The following is a 20,620-nucleotide window of genomic DNA, read 5'->3' on the forward strand; positions in this document are numbered from 1 at the left end:
CCTTTCCGGGTGCGCCAGTTGGGTCCCGGCGGACGTAACATGCCAGTCGGCCTGGGGCGGGGGCCGGCGAGCGGGGGCGGCACGGGGCGAAGACCCATGGAGCTGGGCGTGGACAGGGACACCGACTACCGCTTGCTGGGACCGGTCGAGGCGTGGCGCGCGGGACGGCGCCTGACCCTGGGCGGCCCCAAGCCGCGCGCGCTGCTCGCGGCGCTGCTCCTGCAGCCGGGCCGGGTGGTGTCCGCCGACACCCTGATCGACGTCATCTGGGGCGACCGGCCGCCGGACACCGCACGCTCCCTGATCCAGTCGTACGTCTCCGCGCTGCGCCGCGCGCTGTCCGCCGACGCCATCGAGACCCGGCCGCCCGGCTATCTGATCCACGCGGACGCCTCCCTCGTCGACCGTGCCGCGTTCGAGCGCCTGACGGGCCAGGGCCGCCGGGCGGCCGCCGACGGCGATCACGCGGCGGCCGCCCGGCTGCTCGGCGCGGCGCTCGACCTGTGGCGCGGGCCCGCGCTCGGCGGGATCGGCGAGACGCTGCGCGCCATGGCCGACCAGCTGGAGGAGGCGCGGCAGGCCGCCCTGGAGGAGCGCATCGCCGCGGACCTGGCCCAGGCGGGCCGCGAGACGGACCTGGTCGCCGAACTCACCGCCCTGGTCGCCACGCACCCCACGCGGGAGCGGCTGCGCGGCCAACTGATGCTCGCCCTCTACCGGTTGGGCCGCCAAGCGGACGCGCTCGCGGTGTACGCCGAGGGCCGCGACGTACTCGCCGACGAGCTGGGGATCGATCCCGGGCCCGGGCTCCAGGGGATGTACGAGGCGATCCTGCGGGCGGACGACGGGCTGCTGCCCACCCCCGAGGACGGCGCGAGCCCGGCCGCTGCGGCGGCCACCCTGGCCCCCGCCCTGCTGCCGCCCGCCATCGGTGACTTCACCGGACGCGCCGCACAGGTGCGGGAGATCGGCGCCGCGCTGACGGGGCAGCACGACGCCATGCCCGTCGTCGTCCTCTCGGGCCCCGGCGGCGTGGGCAAGTCCGTGCTCGGCGTCACGGCCGCCCATCAGGTCGCCGACGCCTACCCGGACGGCCAGCTCTACGCCGAACTGCGCGGCGCCACCGACCCGGTGACGCCCTGCGAAGTCCTCGGGCGGCTGCTGCGCGCACTCGGCGCGGACCCGCCCGAGGGGGACGCCGAACGCAGCGACCTCTTCCGCAGCCTGGTCGCGGGACGCCGCATGCTGCTCGTACTCGACGACGCGGGCAGCGAGTCACAGGTGCGCCCCCTGCTGCCCGGCAGCGCCACCTGCGCCGTGCTGATCACGGCGCGTTCCCGCCTCGGCGGCCTGCCCTGCACCCACCGCACCGACCTCGACGTCCTGGAGACCGAGACGGGCAGCCGTCTGCTCGCCAAGGTCGCGGGGGAGTCGCGGGTGCGCGCCGAACCCGCCGCCGCCCGGCGCATCGTCGAGCTCTGCGGCGGCCTGCCGCTGGCCATCAGGATCGCCGGTGCCCGGCTCGCCACGCGCAGACACTGGACCGCGCGGACGCTCGCCGAGCGGCTCGCCGACGAACGCCGCCGCCTGGACGAACTCGCCGTCGGCGACCTGGAGGTACGCGCCGGACTCGGCCTGAGCTTCCGCTCCCTGGACGCCGCGGCCCGCACCGCCCTGCAGCGCATCGGGCTGCTCGCCGCGCCCAACGTCGCCGCCTGGGTGATCGCCGCGCTGCTCGACGTGTCGGAGGCCGCGGCGGACCGCGTCGTGGAGCAGCTCATCGACGCCCAGCTGCTGCACTGCACCGGCGTCGACCGGGCCGGGCAGCCCCGGTTCGGGCCGCACGACCTCGTACGGGTCTACGCCGCCGAACGCGCGGAGGCCGAGGACCCGCCCGCCGAACGCGCCGCGGCCATCGGCCGGGCCCTCGGCGCCGGGCTCTGGCTCACCGGCCGCGTCGCGTCCGCCACCCCCTCCGGCGCGGTCGAGCTGCACCGCGGCTTCCTGGACTCCGGCGGCCCCGTCGGCACGGCGTCCGCCGCGCTGCGCGACCTCGTGCGCCCCGTCGGGCCCGAGGCCACCCGGCGCGCCCTCGCCGACCCCGCCGCCTGGTTCGAGGCGGAGGCCGACGCGTTCGCCGCCGCCGTGGAGCGCGCGGCCGCCTACGACCTGCACACCCTGGCCTGCGAGGCCGCGGCCGCCCTGTGCTCGTCCGCGTACGCCGTCGGCAATCGCTTCGAGGCGTGGTGGCGCAGCCACGACGCCGCCCTGGCCGCCGCCCGCCGCGCCGAGGACCGCTCCGGCGAGGCCCTGCTGCTCATCGGCCTCGGCCAGCTCCGCTACGAACAGGACCGCTTCGCCGAGTCACAGGACTACTTCCGCCTCGCCGCGCGCCTGTGCACCGAACTCGGCGACACGCGCGGCAGGGCCGCCGCCCTCGCCGGTCTCGGCAGCGCCCTGCGCGAGGCGGGCGGCCTGCGCGCCGCGCTCGACGCGCTGACCCGGGCGGTCGACGACTTCCGCGCACTCGGCGACGACCCGGGCCTCGGCCTCTCCTGCCGCTTCGCGGGCACCGTCCACCTCGAACTCGGCGAGCACGAGGCGGCGTTCGAGCTCCTCGACGAGTCCCTGCGGGCCTACCGCAACCTCGGCAGCCGCCGTGGCGAGGCACTCACGCTGCGCTCGATCGGGCTCGTGCACCGGGCGCTCGGCGCGTACGCCGACGCGGAGGGGTTCTCCGACCGCGCGGTGCGGCTCCTGAGCGCCATCGGGGACCCGCTGATGGCGGCGTACGCGATCCAGGCGCGGGCCAAGTGTCGCTTCCGGCTCGGGCGTTGGGACGTGGCCGCCGCCGATCTGCGGTGCGTCCTGGAGACCTGTCGCGCCCATCACGACCGCTTCGGCGAGGCGCTCGCGCTGCGCACCCTCGGCGAGTGCGAGCTCGCCGCGGGCCGCCTCGACGCCGCGGAACGGCACCTGTCCGAAGCCGCCGCCCGCTGGTCGGCCCTGGAACTGCCGCTGCCGCGCGCCCGCACCCTGCGCGACCTCGCCACCACCCGGCAGGCCGCGGGCGACCCGGCGGGCGCGCGGGCACTGCGCGCGGAGGCGCGGCAGGTCTTCACGGCGTACGAGGCACGAGAACGGGACGAACCGGACGCCTGACCGGCTTGGCGTGGAATTGCAGAGAACTTGCAGCGGCCTGCGGCACGCTCTAGGAGTCGGCGGCGCCAACAGGCCGACAGCAACGGGGGACATCACGGGGGATAGGCCACTGTTGCCTCGCACGGCCCATACGACCGAGTCAGTCGGCCGTATGGGCCGTACTTCGCGTGGAGCCACCGCAAAGAAGGGGGACTCCGGGGGCGGGCCGCAGCCCGCCCCCGGAGCTGTGCCCGTCACTCCTGTCACGAAGGAGCCGAGCTTGCCGCCGATCATCCTCATGAACGACCCCAGAGTCGTCGACATCCCGGTCCACGAGTGCGGCGAGCCCCTCGTCGACCTGCGCCAACTGCCGTTCGTGGACGTCGACGAACGGCTCGCCGACCAGGCCGGGGCCTATGCGCAGCTGCGCGAGGGCGTCGCCTGGCGCCTCGCCCGCGCCGCCCGGCTGCTCCCCGAGGGGCTGCGACTCCTGGTCACCGAGGGCTATCGGCCGCTGTCCCTGCAGATCAAGTACTTCGAGGACTACGCCGCCGAACTCAGATGCGCCCACCCGCACTGGTCGGACGAACATCTCCACAGGCAGACGAGCCGCTCCCTGTCGCCGCCCGAAGTGGGCCCGCACGTCGCGGGCGCCGCCGTCGACGTCACCCTGTGCACCGCGGCGGGCAGCGAACTCGACCTGGGCACCCCGGTGAACGCCAGCCCCGAGGAGAGCGACGGCGCCTGCTACACGGACGCCGCCCGCGTCTCCGCCGCCGCCCGCCGCAACCGCCGCACCCTCTCGGCCGCCCTCGCCACGGCGGGCCTGGTCAACTACCCCACGGAGTGGTGGCACTGGTCGTACGGCGACCGCTACTGGGCCTACGCGACCAGCGCCCCCACCGCCCGGTACGGACCGATGACCTACGGCGTCTTGGCGAACGGATCGTTGTAGCTGTCGCCGGGCGCGGGCGTCACGTGCTCCTTGCGGGGGAGCAGGAAGGGGCTGGCCAGGAGCGCGACACCGGCGATCGCGATCGCGGAACGGGGCCCGGTGAGGGCGGCGAGCAGTCCCCACAGGGCCGTCATGGCGGCGGTGCTCAGCTTGCCGGTGACCGACCAGGCGGACAGGGTGCGGGCGACCCGGTCCTTCGGGGTCTGTTCGAGGCGCAGGGTGGCGAGCACCGGGTTGAAGACACCCGCGCTGATGATGAGGCCGAACTCGACGGCCATGACGAGCACGAGACCGGCGACACCGGGGCCGACGAACGCCAGGCCGAGGGACCAGCACGCGCGCAGCGCACCGGCGACGAGCAGGATCCGGTGCCGCCCGAAGCGGGCCACGAGGGGGCGGGCGAGCCGTGAGCCGATCAGGCCGCCCAGGCACGGCACCGCGAACGCGAGTCCGTACTGCCACGCGGAGAACCCCAGGTCGCCGAGCATGAGGACGGCGAGCAGCGGGTGGATCGCCATGATCAGGCTGTTGACCAGGAGCGAGTTGAGGAACAGCGGCCGCAGCACCGGGTGGGCCAGGACGTACCGCCAGCCGTCCAGGAGATCCGTGGCGCGCAGCCCCGGTGCGCCCTCGGCCCGTTCGGGGCGTTCGGGGTGGGCTTCCTTGCCTCCGATCGCACGGATTCCCGCCGCCGAGAGCAGATAGCTGAGTGCGTCGGCCGTCACCGTGAGGACCGGTCCGAACAGCCCGAGCGCGGCCCCGCCCAGCGGCGGCCCGAGCACACTGGCGGTCCACATGGTCGACTCGAACCTGCTGTTCGCGACGAGCAGGTCCTCCTGCGGCACGAGCGATTTGAGGAAGGCGCCGCTCGCCGCGTTGAACGTGATGTCGGCCGCGACGACCGTCACCGAGACGAGCAGCAGCTGGGCGAAGCTGAGCAGGTCGAACGCGTACGCGAGGGGGACGCTGAGGAGCGCCGCGAACCGGATCAGGTCCATCGTGACCATCACCGGACGCTTGCGGCGGAACTCCACCCACGGGCCGAGCGGCACCGCCACCACGGCCCCCACCGCGAGCCCCGTGGCCGCGAGCAGCGACACCTGGGTCGTGCCCGCGTCGAGCACCAGGATCGCGATCAAGGGGAACGCGTCGAACGCCAGCCAGGTGCCGAACGTACTGATCGCGAACGCCGTCCACAGCCAGCCGAAGCGCCGCCCCAGTGACCGCCCGCCCCCCATGTACAGCCACATCCCTCGCCTCGCACCCGAACCTGAAGGCGCACACATTAGCCGGGCCGCCCGGGCCCGGATCGGCCGGGCGGCTCAAGCGCGAGGCGTAGGCGGCTCAGCCCAGCTTCCGCAGGAGCTCGGCGGCGAGCGGGGCGGCGGACGCGGGGTTCTGGCCGGTGACGAGGTTGCGGTCCACGACCACGTGCGGCGCCCAGGGCTCGCCCTCCTGGAAGTCGACGCCCGCCGCGACGAGGCGGTCCTGGAGCAGCCACTTCGCCCGGTCGGCGAAGCCTGCCTGCGCCTCCTCGGCATTGGTGAACGCGGTGACCCGGTATCCGGCGAAGGAGTTGCCGCCGTCGGCCCGGGTGGCGGCGAGCAGCGCGGCGGGGGCGTGGCAGACCACACCGAGCGGCTTGCCGGAATCGAGCGCGCGGGTGAGCAGGTCGCCGGACTCGACGGAGACGGAGAGATCCTCCATGGGGCCGTGGCCGCCGGGGTAGAAGACCGCCGCGAAATCGTCCAGGTCCACCTCGGACAGCTTCACGGGGTGCTGGAGCTCGGTGAACGCGGCGAGCCCGGCCTCGACCCGGTCCGCGCCCTCCTGGCCCCCGTTGAACTCCGGCGCGAGCGAGCCGCGGTCGAGCGTGGGCACGACACCGCCGGGCGTGGCCACCACGACCTCGTGTCCCGCGTCCTTGAACGCCTCGTACGGGGCGACGGCCTCCTCGGCCCAGAACCCGGTGGGGTGCGCGGAACCGTCGGCCAGCGTCCAGTGGTCGGCGCCGGTCACGACGTAAAGGATCTTCGACATGGTGCTCATCTCCAAGCTCGTCTCCAGGGGACGGCCCGTGCGCAGTCCCACGTAGCCTCTGACAAGCATGCGGGTGATCCGAGCAGTATGACGAGGAGGGAAGAGGCATTGGCGGCCAGGCGCGAGCGGACCGGTTCCTCGGTGCCCTCCGTCGTAGGCACCCTCGAACACCTCCTCGCCGTCGACGCGACGCACGGCGCGAGCGCCGCGCTGCCCGCGGTCCGCGACGCCGTGCGCCGGGTGACCGAGCTCTCCGGCGCACCCGCGCGCCTGGGCGGCCGTGACCCTGAACTGCTCGCCGCCCTCGCCGAGTTGAGCGAGGTCATCGGCTGGATCCTCTTCGACGCGGGCCGCTACGCCGGTGCGCGCCGCGCGAACGCCCGGGCGCTCACCCTCGCCGGACTCTGCGGCGACACCTGGACGGCCCGCCTCACCCTCCTGAACCACAGCATGCTCCAGGCCCACACCGGCCGCGCGCGGGCCGCCCTGGAGAGCGCCGCGCGGGTGGCGGGTGGTCCCGGCGCGCTGCCCGCCAGGGTCGACGCGCTCGTACTGATCCGCAGGGCGCACGCGGTGGCCCTGCTGGGCGGTGACCGCGAGCCCGTGGAGGTGATCGCGCGCGCCCGGAGCCGCTTCCTGGACGGCGTTTCGCGCCGCGACCCCGCGTGGTCCTGGTGGATCGACGAGACCGAGCTGCTCGGTCACCAGGGCTGGGTCCTCGCGCGCACGCGCCGCTGGGACCCGGCCATCGAGCTGCTGCGGCAGGCGGTCGCGGTGCCGGGGCCCGCCTACCGGGACCTGTTCACCGCCGAACTGCTGGGGGCTCTGGTCGGCGCCGGGGCGTGGCGCGATGCCGAGGAGCTGATCACGGAGCTGGCGCCGCGCGCCGCCAGGATCGGGTCCGTGCGCACGACCGAGAGCTTGACGGGCACGTCCGTACGACTGCGGGACCGCACCGGCGTCCCCTCGGCGCTGCGCGACGCGGCGGTCCACCTGCTGGAACGGCTGCCCGCGCCGGTCGCCGAACCGGTCAGCGCCCTGGAGCCCCCGCCCGCAGCCCGTCCATGACCAGGTCCATGAGCCACTCGGCCCGCGCCTGCCAGTCGCTGTGCGGGTCGATCTGCCACAGGCCCGCGATGGCGAGGAAGAAGTCGTCGGGAGTCACTCCGGGGCGGATGGTGCCCGCCTTCTCGTTCGCCTGGAGCAGCAGCGTGACGGCCTCGGTCACCGGGCCGTGCCCGATTCCGGCCAGGCTGCCCTGCGCGCTGGTGGCCTTGCGGATCGCGTCGGCGAGGCCTGCCTTGGCCATGCCGTACTGCGCGAGGCGGCTCATCCATTCGCGCAGCGCCTGGTCCGGGGCGCGGGTGCACAGCAACTGGGCCGCGCAGTCGGCGACTTGCTGGACCTCGTAGCGGTAGACCTCCAGGATGAGTGCCTCGCGGTGGGGGAAGTTGCGGTAGAACGTGCCCTGTCCGACGCCCGCCTTCTTCGCGATGACGCTCAGCGGGGTGTCGCAGGCCTCGGTCAGCTCGGTGAGGGCCACCTCCAGGATGCGCTCGCGGTTGCGCTGCGCGTCCGAGCGCAGGGGGATGTCCTTGTGATGCCCCACTCGTTCTCCTCCCGGACGGTCGGCCCGAACCGCCGAGCGGTACGCGCTGGTTTTCGCTCTTGCCTAAGCGGACAGCTGTCCGTTAAGTTTTGAAGCTAACGGACAGTTGTCCGCTTGATCCCACCATAGCGGCGCCCAAGCCGCCGGGGACAGTGCCACCACTCGCTACGCACCGCATCACCCTCCTCCGACAGAGCCACGAACTCCCAGCTCGGCGCGGATCCAGCACTCCGTTCAGCGCTCCGCCCACCCCAGCTCGCCACCTCCCGCTCGCCACCCCTCAGGCCTCCCGAACTCCCCGCCGGGACGGCCTCGTTCGACGCGATTCGCGAAAGAAGGCTGCTCATGGCTCCATCGACGACCAGTGCCGTCATCCTGAACATCAACGGCGAGAAGCACTCACTGTCCGTCGACCACCGCACCACCCTGCTCGACGCCCTGCGCGAGCGACTCGACCTCACCGGCACCAAGAAGGGCTGCGACCAGGGCCAGTGCGGCGCCTGCACGGTGCTGATCGACGGCCGGCGCGCCGTCTCCTGCCTGCAGCTCGCGGTCGCCGCCGACGGGCGCGAGATCACCACCATCGAGGGCGTGGCGCAGGGCGACACGCTGCACCCCGTGCAGCAGGCGTTCCTCGACCTCGACGGCTTCCAGTGCGGCTACTGCACGCCGGGACAGATCTGTTCGGCCCTCGGAGTGATCGCGGAGCACGCGGCGGGGTGGCCGAGCGCCGCCACCGACGACGTGCGCCCCGAGGCGGGCGTGCCCGAGCTCAGCGCGGAGGAGATCCGCGAGCGGATGAGCGGCAACCTCTGCCGCTGCGGCGCCTATGTGTCGATCGTGCAGGCCGTGGCGCGGGCCGCGAAGACCGAGGAGGGCGTGGCATGAGGGAATTCGGATACGAGCGGGTCCACGACGTGCCCGGCGCGGTCGCGCTGCTCGGCGCCGATCCCGACGCCCGCTGCCTGGGCGGCGGCACCAACCTCGTCGACCTGATGAAGTCCGGCGTCGAGCGTCCGGGACTCCTCGTCGACGTGCGCGAACTGCCCCTGGACCACATCGAGTCGACGCCGGACGGCGGCCTGCGCATCGGCGCGACCGTCACCAACAGCGACCTCGCGGCCCACCCCGAAGTGCGGCGCCGCTACCCGGCGCTCGCGCAGGCGGTCCTCGCGGGGGCGTCAGGACAGCTGCGCAACATGGCGACGGTCGGCGGGAACCTGCTGCAGCGCACGCGCTGCGGCTACTTCACCGACCTGTCCAAGCCGTGCAACAAGCGCACCCCCGGCAGCGGTTGCTCCGCCGTCGAGGGCGAGCACCACAACCACGCCGTCCTCGGCGCCACCGAGCACTGCGTGGCGATCCACCCCTCGGACATGGGCGTGGCACTCGCGGCCTTCGACGCCGTCGTCACCTACGAGACCGTGGACGGTCCTGGCGAGCTGCCGCTCGCCGACTTCTACCTGCCGGTCGGTGACACCCCGCACCTGGAGACCGCGCTGCCGCCCGGCGCGCTGATCACCGGCGTCGTCCTGCCGCCCGTGCCCTGCGCGGCCGTCTCCCGCTACCGCAAGGTGCGCGAGCGCGCCTCGTACGCGTTCGCCATCGGCTCGATCGCGGCCGCCGTCGACGTCGAGGACGGCGTCGTACGCGAGGCCCGCATCGCCTTCGGGGCGGTCGCCTCGCGGCCGTGGCGGGCCCGCGTCGCCGAACGGGCGCTGACCGGGGGCCCGGTGAGCGCCGAGGCCTTCGCCGCCGCCGCGGACGCGGAACTGGCCGCCGCGCGGCCGCTGTCCCACAACGGCTACAAGGTGACGCTGCTGCGCAACCTCGTGGTGGCCGTGCTCACCGAACTGACCGAGGAGGCCGCCCGATGACCACCACCACCGGAGTGCCCACGGCGACCAGGTCCGTCGGCACCGCGCACACCCGGCGGGAAGGCGTGGCCAAGGTCACCGGAGAGGCCCGCTACGCAGGAGAGGTGCCGCACGCCGAGCTCGCCCACGGCTGGGTGGTCCTCTCCACCGTCGCGCGCGGGCGGGTCCTCGCCGTCGAGGACGGTCCCGTACGGCGGATGCCCGGAGTGATCGAGGTCCTGCACCACCAGAACGCGCCGCGGCTCCAGGAGGGCTTCGCGGGGACGCTCGGGCCCGACGCGACCGCGCTGATGCTCCAGCACGACCGGGTGCCGTACGCGGGCTGGCCGGTGGCGGTCGTCGTGGCGGAGACCTCCGAACAGGCGAGGGAGGCGGCGGAGGCGCTCGTCGTCCGCTACGAGACCGAGCCGCACGACGTCGGATTCTCCGCCGAGCACCCCGACCGCTACACGCCGGAGTCGACGGTGGTCGGCCCCGCGACCTCGGAGAAGGGCGACGTCGAGAGCGAACTCGCCGCCTCCGCCGCCGTCGTGGACGAGCGGTACACCACTCCCGAACAGCACCACAACGCGATGGAGCCGCACGCGGCCATGGCCCGCTGGGACAACGGCCGCCTCGAGGTCGTCGACTCCTCCCAGGGCACGTTCGTGACGGCGAGCGACCTCGCGAAGCTCTTCTCCCTGGACCCGGCGTCGGTGCGCGTGCGCGCCGAACACGTCGGCGGGGCGTTCGGCGCCAAGGGGCAGATGCGCGCGCACCTCGTGCTCGCCGTGATGGCGACGACCGTGATCGGGCGACCGGTCAGGATCGCGCTGACACGTCGTCAGGTGTTCTCGCTGATCGGCCACCGCAGCCCGACGGCCCAGCGGGTCAGGCTCGGCGCCGACGCCGACGGGCGGCTGCGCGTCCTGGACCACGACTCCCTCTCGCGTACGTCCAGGCTCGACGAGTTCATCGAGGCGAGCGCCAACTTCGGGCGTTCGATGTACGACGCGGACGCGCACCGCACGGTCAACAGCGTGGTGCCGCTCGACGTGCCGACGCCCACGTTCATGCGGGCGCCCGGCGAGGCGCCGGGATCGTTCGCGCTGGAGTCCGCGGTCGACGAACTCGCCCACAAGTGCGGGCTCGACCCGATCGAACTGCGGGTCCGCAACGAACCGGCGTTCGGCCCCGTCACGGGCCTGCCCGTCGAGGCCCGCGGCCTGCTGCCGTGCTTCCGTGAGGGCGCGCGCCGGTTCGGCTGGGCGGGGCGCGACCCGCGCCCCGGTGTCCGCCGCGAAGGCCGCTGGCTGCTCGGGACCGGCACCGCGGGGTCGGGGTTCTTCGTCGGTGCCTTCCCCTCGCAGGCGGCGCTCACCGCCGAGCCCGACGGCACCTTCACCGTGCGGATCGCCGCGTCCGACGTCGGCACCGGCGCGCGGACGGCGCTCACCCAGGTCGCCGCCGACGCCCTGGCGGTCGAGCCGGACCGGGTCAGGGTGCGGATCGGCGACAGCGACTTCGGCAACGCCTGGCTCGGCGGCGGCTCCATGGGTACCCGCTCCTGGGCCTGGGCGGTCATCGTCGCGGCGCGCGAGCTGCGCGAGGTCCTGGTCCCCGGAGCGGACATCCCCGCCGAGGGGATCACGGTCCGCTCGGACACCACGGAGCAGGTCGCCTCGGTGGCCGCGCGCGAACACCACTCGCACGGCGCGCAGTTCGCCGAGGTCGCCGTGGACGTCGGCACCGGTGAGGTGCGCGTGCGGCGGATGCTCGGCATCTTCTCGGCGGGCCGGATCGTCAACCCGCTGACCGCGCGCAGCCAGTTCGTCGGCGGCATGATCGGCGGCCTGTCCATGGCCCTGCACGAGGAGGCGATCAGGGACCGCGCGTCGGGCGCCCTGACCAACCCCGACTTCGCGGGGTACCACTTCGCCGCGCACGCCGACGTGCCGGAGATCGAGGCTGACTGGGTGGACGTCCCCGACCCCAACGACCCCGTCGGCATCAAGGGCATCGGCGAGATCGGCATCGTGGGCGCCGCCGCGGCGATCGCCAACGCGATCTGGCACGCGACGGGCGTCCGCCACCGGGCCCTGCCGATCAGGCCCGACCGCGTCCTGCTGGCGGCCCTGGCGGCGGGGGAGAGCGCATGAGGAGGCGAGCCACGTGCTCGACATCGCCGATGAGCTGACCCGCTGGATCGAGGAGGGCAGGGACTTCGCCGTCGCCACCGTCGTCTCCGTCGGCGGCAGCGCACCGCGGGGCATCGGCGCCGCGCTCGCCGTCGACGGCGGGGGCACGGTCATCGGATCGGTCTCCGGCGGATGCGTGGAAGGGGCGGTGTACGAGCTGTGCGTACAGGCCCTGCACGACGGCGAGGCCGCCGTCGAGCGGTTCGGCTACAGCGACGAGGACGCCTTCGCGGTCGGCCTGACGTGCGGCGGCGAGATCGAGGTCCTGGTCACTCCGGTGGGCGTCGACGCGCCGGACAGGGCGGTGTTCGCCACCGCCCTGTCGGCCGCCGCCCGCGGCGAGGTGGCGGCCATGGCCCGGGTGTTCAGGGGCCCGGCCGAGCTGCTCGGCAGGCCGCTCCTGGTCGGCGGGGACGGGACGTACGAGGGAAGTCTCGGCGGACACCCGGACCTCGACCGCTCGGCGGCGGGGGAGAGCCGCGCGCTCCTCGCGGCGGGCCGCACCGGCGAGTTCGCCGTTTCGGCCGACGGCTCGCGCTGCGACAGCGCCCTGACCGTCCTCGTCGAATCGAGCGTGCCGCCGCCCCGGATGATCGTCTTCGGTGCGGTGGACTTCGCGGCGGCCCTGGTCCGCACCGGCACGTTCCTCGGCTACCGCGTCACGGTGTGCGACGCCAGGCCCGTCTTCGCGACGCGGGCCCGCTTCCCCGAGGCGGACGAGGTCGTCGTCGAGTGGCCCGACCGCTATCTGCGCGCCACCGACACCGACAGCCGCACGGTCCTGTGCGTCCTCACGCACGACGCCAAGTTCGACGTGCCGCTGCTCGTGGAGGCGTTGCGGCTGCCCGTCGCCTTCGTCGGCGCGATGGGCTCGCGCCGCACGCACGAGGACCGCGGCCGCAAGCTGCGGGAGGCCGGTGTCACCCCGGAGGAGCTGGCCAGGCTGCGCTCACCGATCGGCCTCGACCTCGGAGCGCGTACGCCGGAGGAGACGGCCCTGTCCATCGCCGCCGAGATCATCGCGGCGCGGCAGGGCGGCTCGGGCCTGCCGCTGACAGGATCGGGGACGCCGATTCACCACGACGTGTCGGGCGGCTGGTCGGCACGGACCAGCGCGATGGCCTGATCAATGGTCAACGCCCTCCCCTCGGTGAGGAGTTGGGCGAAGCGGGTCTCGCCGACGGCTTCCCCGAGCAGCCGCTCGTGGTGGTCGCGGAAGCCGCTGGAGGTGGCGCGGCCGAGCTCGGGGAGCCCGGCCGCGTGCCACAGCCGCGCGCTCGTGCCGAGGAGCCGCGCGGCCCGCTCGGTCCTGCCCCGGCCCGCCTCGGCGGCGCTGAGCAGGTCCATGGCGGCCGCGGTGCCGAGCCGGTCGTGGACGCGCCACTTGGCGGTGAGCGCCTCGCGGGCGTGCGCGGCCGCGGCCTCCGCGTCGCCCTGCCCGAGCCGGGCGAGCGCGAGGAAGTAGTCGCCCCAGGCCCGCATCCACAGCTCGCCGCACTTGTCGCACTCGGCCCTCAGCCGTTCCGCGACGGCGGCCACCCGCTCGAAGGCGCCCTGGGCCGCGAGCAGATACGCCTGGACGGCCAGCGCGGTCAGCCGGAAGAAGACCGCGCCACCGCCGCCCGTCGGCGCCTGGCCCGAGGGGCCGTGCAGGATGGCCGAGCGCGCGGACTCCCCGCGCACGGCGATGCTCGCGCCGCCCAGCGGCAACCGCGCGGCGACGTCCGGCAGCCCGCGCCGGGCCGCGAGCCGCGCATAGGCGGCGGCGACCTGTTGGGCCGCGTCCAGGTCGTCGGGGGTGAGGGTGATCAGGCGCTGGGCCCACAGCGCGAGGACCCGCTCGGCGCCGGTCCCCTCGCCGCGGCGCAGGGCGCGCGCCAGATAGCCGCGGCCCTCCTCGGCGTATCCGCAGGCGAACCAGAAGAACCAGAGCGTGCCGGTGAGTTCGAGCGCGCACGACGGATCCGGGTCGGCGAGGCACTCCTCCACGGCGAGCCGCAGATTGGCGTGCTCGGCGCGCATCCGCTCGGCCCAGGCGCGCTGCGCGGAGCCGAGCCACTCGTGCTCGCCGCGCCGGGCGAGCCACCGGTAGTAGTCGCGGTGGCGGTGGCGTACGGACTCCGTCTCGCCGAGCCCGTCGAGCCACTGGGCGCCGAAGTCCCGCAGGGTGTCGAGCATCCGGAACCGCAGCCCCGCGCCGTCCGCCTCCTGGACGACGACGGACTTCTCGGTGAGGCAGGAGAGCACCGCGAGGACGCTCTCGGTCGCCAACGGGCCGCCGTGACAGACGATCTCGGCCGCCTCCAGGTCCCAGCCGCCCGCGAACACCGAAAGCCTGGCCCACAGCAGCCGCTCCAGCGGCGTGCACAGTTCATGACTCCAGCCGATCGCCGTCCGCAGCGTCTGATGCCGGGCCAGCAGCGGCTCGGTACGGGCGGTGAGCAGGTCGAAGCGGGAGTCAAGACCCTCCAGTAAACGGACCAAGGGCATGCCGCGCAGGCGTACGGCGGCCAGTTCGATGGCGAGCGGGATGCCGTCCAGACGGGCGCAGATGGCGGCGATCTGCGCCCGGTTGGCGCCGGTCACCCTGAACTCGGGAACCGCCGCGCTCGCCCTGGCCGTGAACAGCGCCACCGCGGCACTGTCGCCGCTGTCCCCGCCTTCCCCGCCGATCGGTTCCAGGGGCAGCGGGCCGAGCGCGAGCACCTGCTCACCCGGCACGGCGAGCGGCTGCCTGCTGGTCGTCAGGATCCGCAGCCCGGGCACCCGCGCGAGCAGCTCCGACACCAGTCGCGCGCAGGGCTGGAGGATGTGCTCACAGGTGTCGAGCACCAGCAGCACAGGACTGCCCGTCAACTGCTCGACCAGTACATCCCTCAAAGGGCGTACGGTCTGATCGGGGTGCCGCAACGCCTCCATGACGGCGTGGGTCAGCAACGACGCGTCGGTGAGCGGGGAGAGCTCCACCAGCCAGGCGCCGCCGGGAAATCCGCCCTGCGCCTCGTGGGCGGCGCGCAGCGCGAGACGGGACTTGCCCACCCCGCCGGGACCGGTCAGGGTCACGAGCCGGGCGCTCTCCAACAGCCCCGCGATGCGCGCGAGTTCACCGCCGCGCCCGATGAAGACGTTCGCCTCCGTCGGAAGGTTGCCGCTCCGGGCGTGGTCCTCGCGCACTGAGGCCGCCATGCTCCCCCTAGATCCGCATGTGACGCGGATCACCATAGCCCGTTCCGGCGGGGCCTTCGGATGCGTACGGTGTAGTCGTCCAGCGACGTCGGGCAGCGGCGTGGCACGTGGCGTACGCAGAGAGGTGCGTGAGGATGGACACCGCTCCCGCCTTGCTGGTCGTGGGGGAGATGCGGCCCGGGGATCATCTGCTCCTCGGCTACGGCACGGACGAGGAACGCGAGACGGTGCTCGCCGCCTTCCTCCTCGACGGTCTCGCCAACGGACATCGCGGCCTGCTCCTCACCGCGTCCGACGCGCCGCCCGGCGAACTCCTCGGCTTCCTGCGGCGCGAAGGCTGCGACGTCTCCGAGGAACTGGCCGCGTGCAGGCTGAAGGTGAACGCACGGCTCGGTGCGCCCGGTGGCCTGTGGGACCTCGACGAGTTGGTGCGCCGCGAGGCGGAACAGGCGGTGGCCGACGGCTACCTGGGACTTCGGGTCGCCCTCGAAGTGCCGCGCGACCAGGACGAGGGCGCCGCCCCCAAGGGCCTGTGCGACGCCGAGCGGCTGCTCGATCCCGTCTTCCAGTCGCTGCCGGTGCTCGGCCTCTGCCAGTACGACCAGCGCGCCTACGACCGGCACGAACTGGCCTCGCTCGGCGCCGTCCACCAGGGCAGGGCCGTCGCCGACCACATCTGGCAGGACGAACTCCTGCGCATCACCAGGACGTTCACGCCGCCGGGACTCGCGCTGCGCGGCGAGGTGGACGACAGCAACGTCACGGCGGTGGCCCGCGCCCTGCGCGGCGAGGCCGGGCGGGCCGCCGACCGCCGGGACGCACCCCACCGCACCTGGCTCGACCTGCGCGATCTGACCTTCATCGACGTGTGCGCGCTGCGTCTGCTCGTCTTCACGGGCCTCGGCCTGTACGCGATGGGCGGCGGCCTCGTCCTGGAAGGCGTCGCGCCGCACGTGCGCCGGGTCATGCGGGTCACGGGCTGGGACCGCATCCCAGGCCTCGACATGGGCGGCGACGGGGAGAGCGAGGATTCATGACGTGCACCGGCTTCGTCCACCAGGCGCTGTGCTACGACTCGGACGACGCGTTCCTCGCCGGGACGGTGGACTTCGTCCGCGAGGGCCTGGCGGCCGACGACGCGGTCCTCGCCGTCGTCGACCGGCACAACGTAGGACTGCTGCGGGACGCGCTCGGCGGCGCGGAGAAAGAGGTCGACTACGTAGACGCCGTCGACTGGTACGGCTTCCCGTCACGCACCCTCGGCCGCTACCACGACTACTGCACCGAGCACGGCCGCGGCGGCGCCCGGCGCGTCCGCGTCATCGGCGAACCGGTGTGGACGGGGCGCACCCCCTTCGAGACGAGTGAGTGGATCCGCTACGAGTCGCTGGTGAACGTGGCGTTCGCGGACTCCGGACACCGGATCCTGTGCCCGTACGACACGCGCGCGCTGCCCGCCGACGTGGTGGCCGGGATCCGGCGCACTCATCCGGAGCTGGCGGTCGGCTCCGGCGAGCAGCGGCCCAGCGGCCGTTACGTGGACCCCGCGGAGTTCGTCGCCGAGTGCGACAGGCTCGGCCCGGAGCCCGAGGCCCCGGCGGGCTCCGTCCGCGAAGTCGGCTTCCAGAGGGGTGAGTCGGTGGCCGTGCGCCTCGCGGCCGCCGAGTTCGCGCGCCGCGGCGGCCTCGCTCAGGGTCGCGCGAGGGACATGGCGGCCGCCGTCCACGAAGTGGCGGTCAACGCCGTGCGGTTCGGCGGCGGGAGCGGAGTGCTTCGGCTGTGGCAGGACGCCGACTGGGTGGTCTGCGAGGTCGCCGACCACGGCGGCGGAGCGCGGGCCGTGCCCGTCGAGGACGCGGGCTTCCTCGGCCATGTGCCGCCCGACCCCTATGCCGCTTCGGGGCACGGCCTGTGGGTCGTACGGCAGTTGAGCGATCTGGTGACCGAGCGGATCAGTGCGCGGGGGTCGGCCGTGCGGCTGTACTTCCGCCGTTGAGCTGCTGGGTGCTGGGTGCTGGGTGCCTGGTGCCGGGTTCTGGTTTCTGGGCGGGGGATATCCCCCGGATCGTCGTGGGGCTGGCCGGATCGTGCCCGGTCAGGGGTGAAACTAGCGTGCGGCCATGACTCGGACCGCGCGCAAGCGCCTCGCCCTGGCTCTCGGCATCGCCACGCTCGTCACGGCTGGAGCCACCACCGCCGCCGCCCGTCCCGCGGAAACCTCGCCCGCGAAGCGGTTACGCCAGGACGTCGAGGCGATCCACGCCCTCGGCATCAGCGGTGTACAGGCACGCGCTGTCGCCCCCGACGGCAGGCAGACCGTCGCCACCAGCGGCACCGCCGATCTGAAGACCGGCCGTCCGGTCCGCTCCGACGGCTACTTCCGCATGGCCAGCACGGCCAAGACCCTCGTCGCCACCGTGGCTCTCCAGCTGGAGACCGAGGGAGTTCTCTCCCTGGACGACACCGTCGAGCACTGGCTGCCGGGAATGGTGCGGGGCAAGGGCAACGACGGCCGCCGGATCACCGTCCGCCAACTGCTCCAGCACACCAGCGGCATCCACGACGACCTGCCCGGATACACGACGCCGAAGGAGTACTACGAGCAGCGCGACGACGTCCACCGCCCCGAGGAACTGGTCCGCCGCGCCATGAGACACGCGCCGGACTTCCGGCCCGGCAAGGGCTGGGCGTACTCCAACACCGGTTACGTCCTGCTCCAGATGATCATCCAGAAGGCCACGGGCAATCCCGCCCACGAGGAGATCCAGAACCGCGTGCTCCGGCCGCTCGGCCTTACGCACACCCGGTGGACCGGCCTCTCACCCACCCTGCCCAAGCCGCACGCCAAGGCCTACGAGTTCTTCGGTCCCGGTTCCCGGGTGGACGTCACCCGGCAGATACCGATGGACCAGGAGATCCTGTCGTGGGCCACGACCACCCAGGACGAGAACGACTTCTTCCGCGCGCTGCTCGGGGGCCGCCTGCTCCCGCCGCGTCAGCTGGCGAAGATGAAGCAGACCGTCCCCGTGAACAAGGAATTCCAAGAGGCATGGCCCGGCGGCCGATACGGGCTCGGCCTCGCCGAACGCCCCCTGAGCTGTGGAGGAACCTACTGGAGCCATGAGGGAGGGGACGGCGGCTACGTCACGCTCAACGGCGTCACCGAAGACGGCGGGCGCAGCGCGGTGGTCTCCATGTCCGAGGCACGCGGCGACACTATGGAGCACAGACTGGAGCAGGAGAGCACGGCGAGCGCCCTGATCGACCGAGCGCTGTGCGCCGGAGGCCCCGGCGCCCGGTGAGCGGAGGCGTCGCCCGGCTCGGCCGTATCGCCACGGAGGGTGCACCGGCATGACCGAACCGATCCGTACCGAACCGATCCGCACGGAACTGATCCGCACCGGACCGATCCGCTACGCCACGGCCGAGCGCTTCGCCAGGCCACGGCCGGTGGCGGCGGCGGGCGAAAGCCGCCCGTCGAGCGGCGAGATCAGCCCTCAACTGCCCTCCAGGCTCGACGCGGTGATGGGCCCGCCGCGCGACGTCCACCCGCAGGGGGAGGACTGTCTGAACCTGTCGGTCATCACACCGGCGCGGGACGCGGGGGCCAGGCCGGTGCTCGTGTGGATCCACGGCGGTGGGTTCAGCAGCGGGGCGGGGCTCCTCGACTGGTACGACGGCGGGGCCCTCGCCGCCGAGGGCGATGTGGTCGTCGTCTCCGTGAACTACCGGCTCGGGGCGCTCGGATACCTCTGCCTCGACGGCGTCAGCGAGGGGAACCTCGGCCTGTACGACCAGGTGGAGGCGCTGCGCTGGGTGAGCGCGCACATCGGCGCCTACGGCGGGGACCCCGGCAACGTCACCGTCGTGGGCCAGTCCGCGGGCGGCATCTCCGTCCGGCTTCTGATGGACCTGCCGGAGGCCCGCGGCCTGTTCCGCAGGGCCGTCCTGCAGAGCGCCCCGCTCGCGTTCACCGCGCGCCCCCGGGAGGACTCCCTCGCCATCGGCAGGACCTTCGCCGAGGCCCTCGGCGCGGATCCGCGCGAGGCAGGGATTCCCGCGCTGCTCGCCGCGCAGCGCGAGACCGCCCTGGTCAACCTCCGGCGCTCCGGAAGGCCGATGGAACCCGCGTTCATCCCGGTCACGGGCAGCGATCCGCTGTGCGGGCCCGACACGGCCTTCGAGGAGAACGTGCGCGGCCTCGACGTCCTGTACGGCTGGAACGCCGACGACATGACGGCCTTCCCCGGCGAGGGTGACGACACGGCCGAGCTGACCCGCCGTGCCTACGACGAGCCACTCGCCCACTTGGGAGCGCGCCTGGTCAGGGCCGGGGCCACGGCCCACACCTACCGCCTCGACTGGCGCCCCGCCGGATCCCCCTTCGGCGCCACCCACTGCCTCGAACTGCCGCTGCTCTTCGGCACCCGGGAGGCCTGGCGCGGATCACCCATGCTCGGCGACGCGTCCTGGGAGGAGACGGACGCCCTGGGCAAGGCCGTGCGCGCGGCCTGGCTCGCCTTCGCCCGCACGGGTGAGCCCGGTCGGCTACTGCCAGACGCGGACGTAGTCGACGTACATCGTGGAGTTCCAGTCGAAGACCTCGTCGTGTACCGAGCCGTCGGCCCAGTTGTCCAGGACCTCGTGTGACAGGATCGGGAACTCCTTGACCTGGCTGATGAGTTCGGGGTCGGTGACGGTGCGCACGACGGCGCCGTCATAGAGGAACCGCAGCTGGGTGGGCGTCCACTGGAGGCCGAATGTGTGATACCAAGTGCCGTGCAGCCCGGGTGCGTTGGCGACAGCCCCCGATGACTGGTGGTCCGCTCCGTAGCCGTCCCAGTGCAGGGTCGCCGAGTACTTGTCGGCCTGGTAGTTGGTCTCCGTGACGTCGATCTCGGCGCCGTCCCGCGCCGTGCCGTCGACCGCGCCGCCCGGGGTGAGCCCCGCGTCGGCCTGCAGCCAGACGGCCGCGAGATGCCCGTTGGTCTTCACCGGGGTGTGGACGCGGGCCTCCAGGGTGCCGTACGTGTAGTCGAACTTGCCCTGGCTGTCGATGCGCCCGCCGGAGAACTGGTTCGCGGCGAGCTTCTGCACGTCGATGGCGAGGGCGCCCTTGTTGTCGGTACGGACGTTGGCGGGCTTGTACCACCACCGGTCGCCCGCCGCCGCGCCGGAACGCTCCTGATCGCGGGCGGTCCAGCGCGCGGTGCTGACGGTGGCGCCGTCGAACTCGTCGCTGAAGACGAGGGCTTGGGTATCGGCCCGTCGGCCGTCGGTGCCGACAGGCTGTACCCCCGACGGGGTTGCGGGGTCGACGAGGGACGGGTCGGCGGAGCCGGAGGCGGCCCCGGCGGGGATGGCCGCGGACGACAGGGCGCAGGCACAGAGTAGTGCCACGGCGACGCGGCGCCGGGGCCGGGCGGGGGCTCGGTCTCGCATGACGTCACCTCTCGGGCGAGCCGCTTCCACCGGAGCGGAGCGCGGCGAGGGCGCGGCGAGGGCGCGGAAGAAAACGCTTTCTCGCCGGGTCATCGTGGGGGCGACCCGACGGCACGTCAAGAGGTGCTGCTGAAACTGGTGTTGAGGGTGAGGCGAGGGGCTCGGGCGGAAGGGGCGGGGCGTGGGATCGCCT

16 protein-coding genes are annotated in these 20,620 nt (G+C 73.6%); 11 read left to right on the forward strand and 5 right to left on the reverse strand.

Features of this window, described 5'->3' with window-relative positions:
• The first annotated feature begins 108 nt into the window (after positions 1-108).
• Both CP970_RS40295 and CP970_RS40300 read left to right on the forward strand, forming a co-directional pair.
• Positions 109-3,162 (forward strand): AfsR/SARP family transcriptional regulator, encoded by a 3,054-nt coding sequence (locus CP970_RS40295; RefSeq protein ID WP_224058979.1) that lies wholly within the window; start codon positions 109-111, stop codon positions 3,160-3,162.
• A 259-nt stretch (positions 3,163-3,421) separates the two neighbouring features.
• On the forward strand, positions 3,422-4,096 hold the full coding sequence (locus CP970_RS40300) for a M15 family metallopeptidase (protein WP_107098833.1): 675 nt from the start codon (positions 3,422-3,424) through the stop codon (positions 4,094-4,096).
• Here the strand turns inward: CP970_RS40300 and CP970_RS40305 are convergent.
• Positions 4,066-5,334 (reverse strand): MFS transporter, encoded by a 1,269-nt coding sequence (locus CP970_RS40305; protein ID WP_055544500.1) that lies wholly within the window; start codon positions 5,332-5,334, stop codon positions 4,066-4,068. The two genes, CP970_RS40300 and CP970_RS40305, sit on opposite strands and share 31 nt — an antisense overlap.
• A 106-nt stretch (positions 5,335-5,440) precedes the next feature.
• A complete protein-coding gene (locus CP970_RS40310) occupies positions 5,441-6,136 on the reverse strand; it encodes a type 1 glutamine amidotransferase domain-containing protein (protein ID WP_055544499.1) in 696 nt (231 codons plus the stop codon).
• 87 nt (positions 6,137-6,223) lie between these two features.
• Here CP970_RS40310 and CP970_RS40315 point away from each other — a divergent pair, with 87 nt between their 5' ends.
• A complete protein-coding gene (locus tag CP970_RS40315; RefSeq protein ID WP_055544480.1) occupies positions 6,224-7,204 on the forward strand; it encodes a tetratricopeptide repeat protein in 981 nt (326 codons plus the stop codon).
• On the opposite strand, the gene CP970_RS40320 is transcribed toward CP970_RS40315, so the two are convergent.
• Complete coding sequence (locus tag CP970_RS40320; protein WP_055544479.1) at positions 7,167-7,745, reverse strand: TetR/AcrR family transcriptional regulator; 579 nt, start codon at positions 7,743-7,745, stop codon at positions 7,167-7,169. The two genes, CP970_RS40315 and CP970_RS40320, sit on opposite strands and share 38 nt — an antisense overlap.
• A 345-nt stretch (positions 7,746-8,090) precedes the next feature.
• Between CP970_RS40320 and CP970_RS40325 the strand changes: the two genes are divergently transcribed.
• From CP970_RS40325 to CP970_RS40340, 4 genes are read left to right on the forward strand one after another with little or no spacing between them, the layout of a single operon-like run.
• Positions 8,091-8,633 (forward strand): (2Fe-2S)-binding protein, encoded by a 543-nt coding sequence (locus tag CP970_RS40325; RefSeq protein WP_055544478.1) that lies wholly within the window; start codon positions 8,091-8,093, stop codon positions 8,631-8,633.
• Positions 8,630-9,622 (forward strand): FAD binding domain-containing protein, encoded by a 993-nt coding sequence (locus CP970_RS40330; protein ID WP_055544477.1) that lies wholly within the window; start codon positions 8,630-8,632, stop codon positions 9,620-9,622. Before CP970_RS40325 ends, CP970_RS40330 begins: the two co-directional genes overlap by 4 nt.
• Positions 9,619-11,760 (forward strand): xanthine dehydrogenase family protein molybdopterin-binding subunit, encoded by a 2,142-nt coding sequence (locus tag CP970_RS40335; RefSeq protein WP_055544476.1) that lies wholly within the window; start codon positions 9,619-9,621, stop codon positions 11,758-11,760. The genes CP970_RS40330 and CP970_RS40335 overlap by 4 nt, the downstream gene beginning before the upstream one ends.
• A gap of 13 nt (positions 11,761-11,773) precedes the next feature.
• A complete protein-coding gene (locus CP970_RS40340; RefSeq protein WP_055544475.1) occupies positions 11,774-12,925 on the forward strand; it encodes an XdhC family protein in 1,152 nt (383 codons plus the stop codon).
• Here CP970_RS40340 and CP970_RS40345 read toward each other — a convergent pair.
• Positions 12,874-14,985, reverse strand: coding sequence for an ATP-binding protein (locus CP970_RS40345; RefSeq protein WP_055544474.1), 2,112 nt, complete (start codon positions 14,983-14,985; stop codon positions 12,874-12,876). The genes CP970_RS40340 and CP970_RS40345 overlap by 52 nt on opposite strands.
• 134 nt (positions 14,986-15,119) lie before the next feature.
• Here CP970_RS40345 and CP970_RS40350 point away from each other — a divergent pair, with 134 nt between their 5' ends.
• From CP970_RS40350 to CP970_RS40365, 4 genes are all read left to right on the forward strand, one after another.
• Positions 15,120-16,022, forward strand: a complete 903-nt coding sequence (locus CP970_RS40350) for an MEDS domain-containing protein (RefSeq protein WP_055544473.1) — start codon at positions 15,120-15,122, stop codon at positions 16,020-16,022.
• Positions 16,019-16,981, forward strand: coding sequence for a sensor histidine kinase (locus CP970_RS40355; protein ID WP_055544472.1), 963 nt, complete (start codon positions 16,019-16,021; stop codon positions 16,979-16,981). Before CP970_RS40350 ends, CP970_RS40355 begins: the two co-directional genes overlap by 4 nt.
• Positions 16,982-17,105: 124 nt before the next feature.
• Positions 17,106-18,287 carry a serine hydrolase domain-containing protein gene (locus CP970_RS40360; protein ID WP_055544471.1) on the forward strand — a complete coding sequence of 394 codons (1,182 nt, stop codon included), beginning with the start codon at positions 17,106-17,108 and terminating at the stop codon, positions 18,285-18,287.
• A 49-nt stretch (positions 18,288-18,336) separates the two neighbouring features.
• Positions 18,337-19,635 carry a carboxylesterase family protein gene (locus CP970_RS40365; protein ID WP_079043224.1) on the forward strand — a complete coding sequence of 433 codons (1,299 nt, stop codon included), beginning with the start codon at positions 18,337-18,339 and terminating at the stop codon, positions 19,633-19,635.
• Here CP970_RS40365 and CP970_RS40370 read toward each other — a convergent pair.
• Entirely contained in the window at positions 19,534-20,427 is an 894-nt protein-coding gene (locus CP970_RS40370) for a glycoside hydrolase family 16 protein (protein WP_157877660.1), read from the reverse strand. The two genes, CP970_RS40365 and CP970_RS40370, sit on opposite strands and share 102 nt — an antisense overlap.
• Positions 20,428-20,620 lie beyond the last annotated feature (193 nt).

The organism is Streptomyces kanamyceticus (assembly GCF_008704495.1).
Classification (GTDB): Bacteria; Actinomycetota; Actinomycetes; order Streptomycetales; family Streptomycetaceae; genus Streptomyces; species Streptomyces kanamyceticus.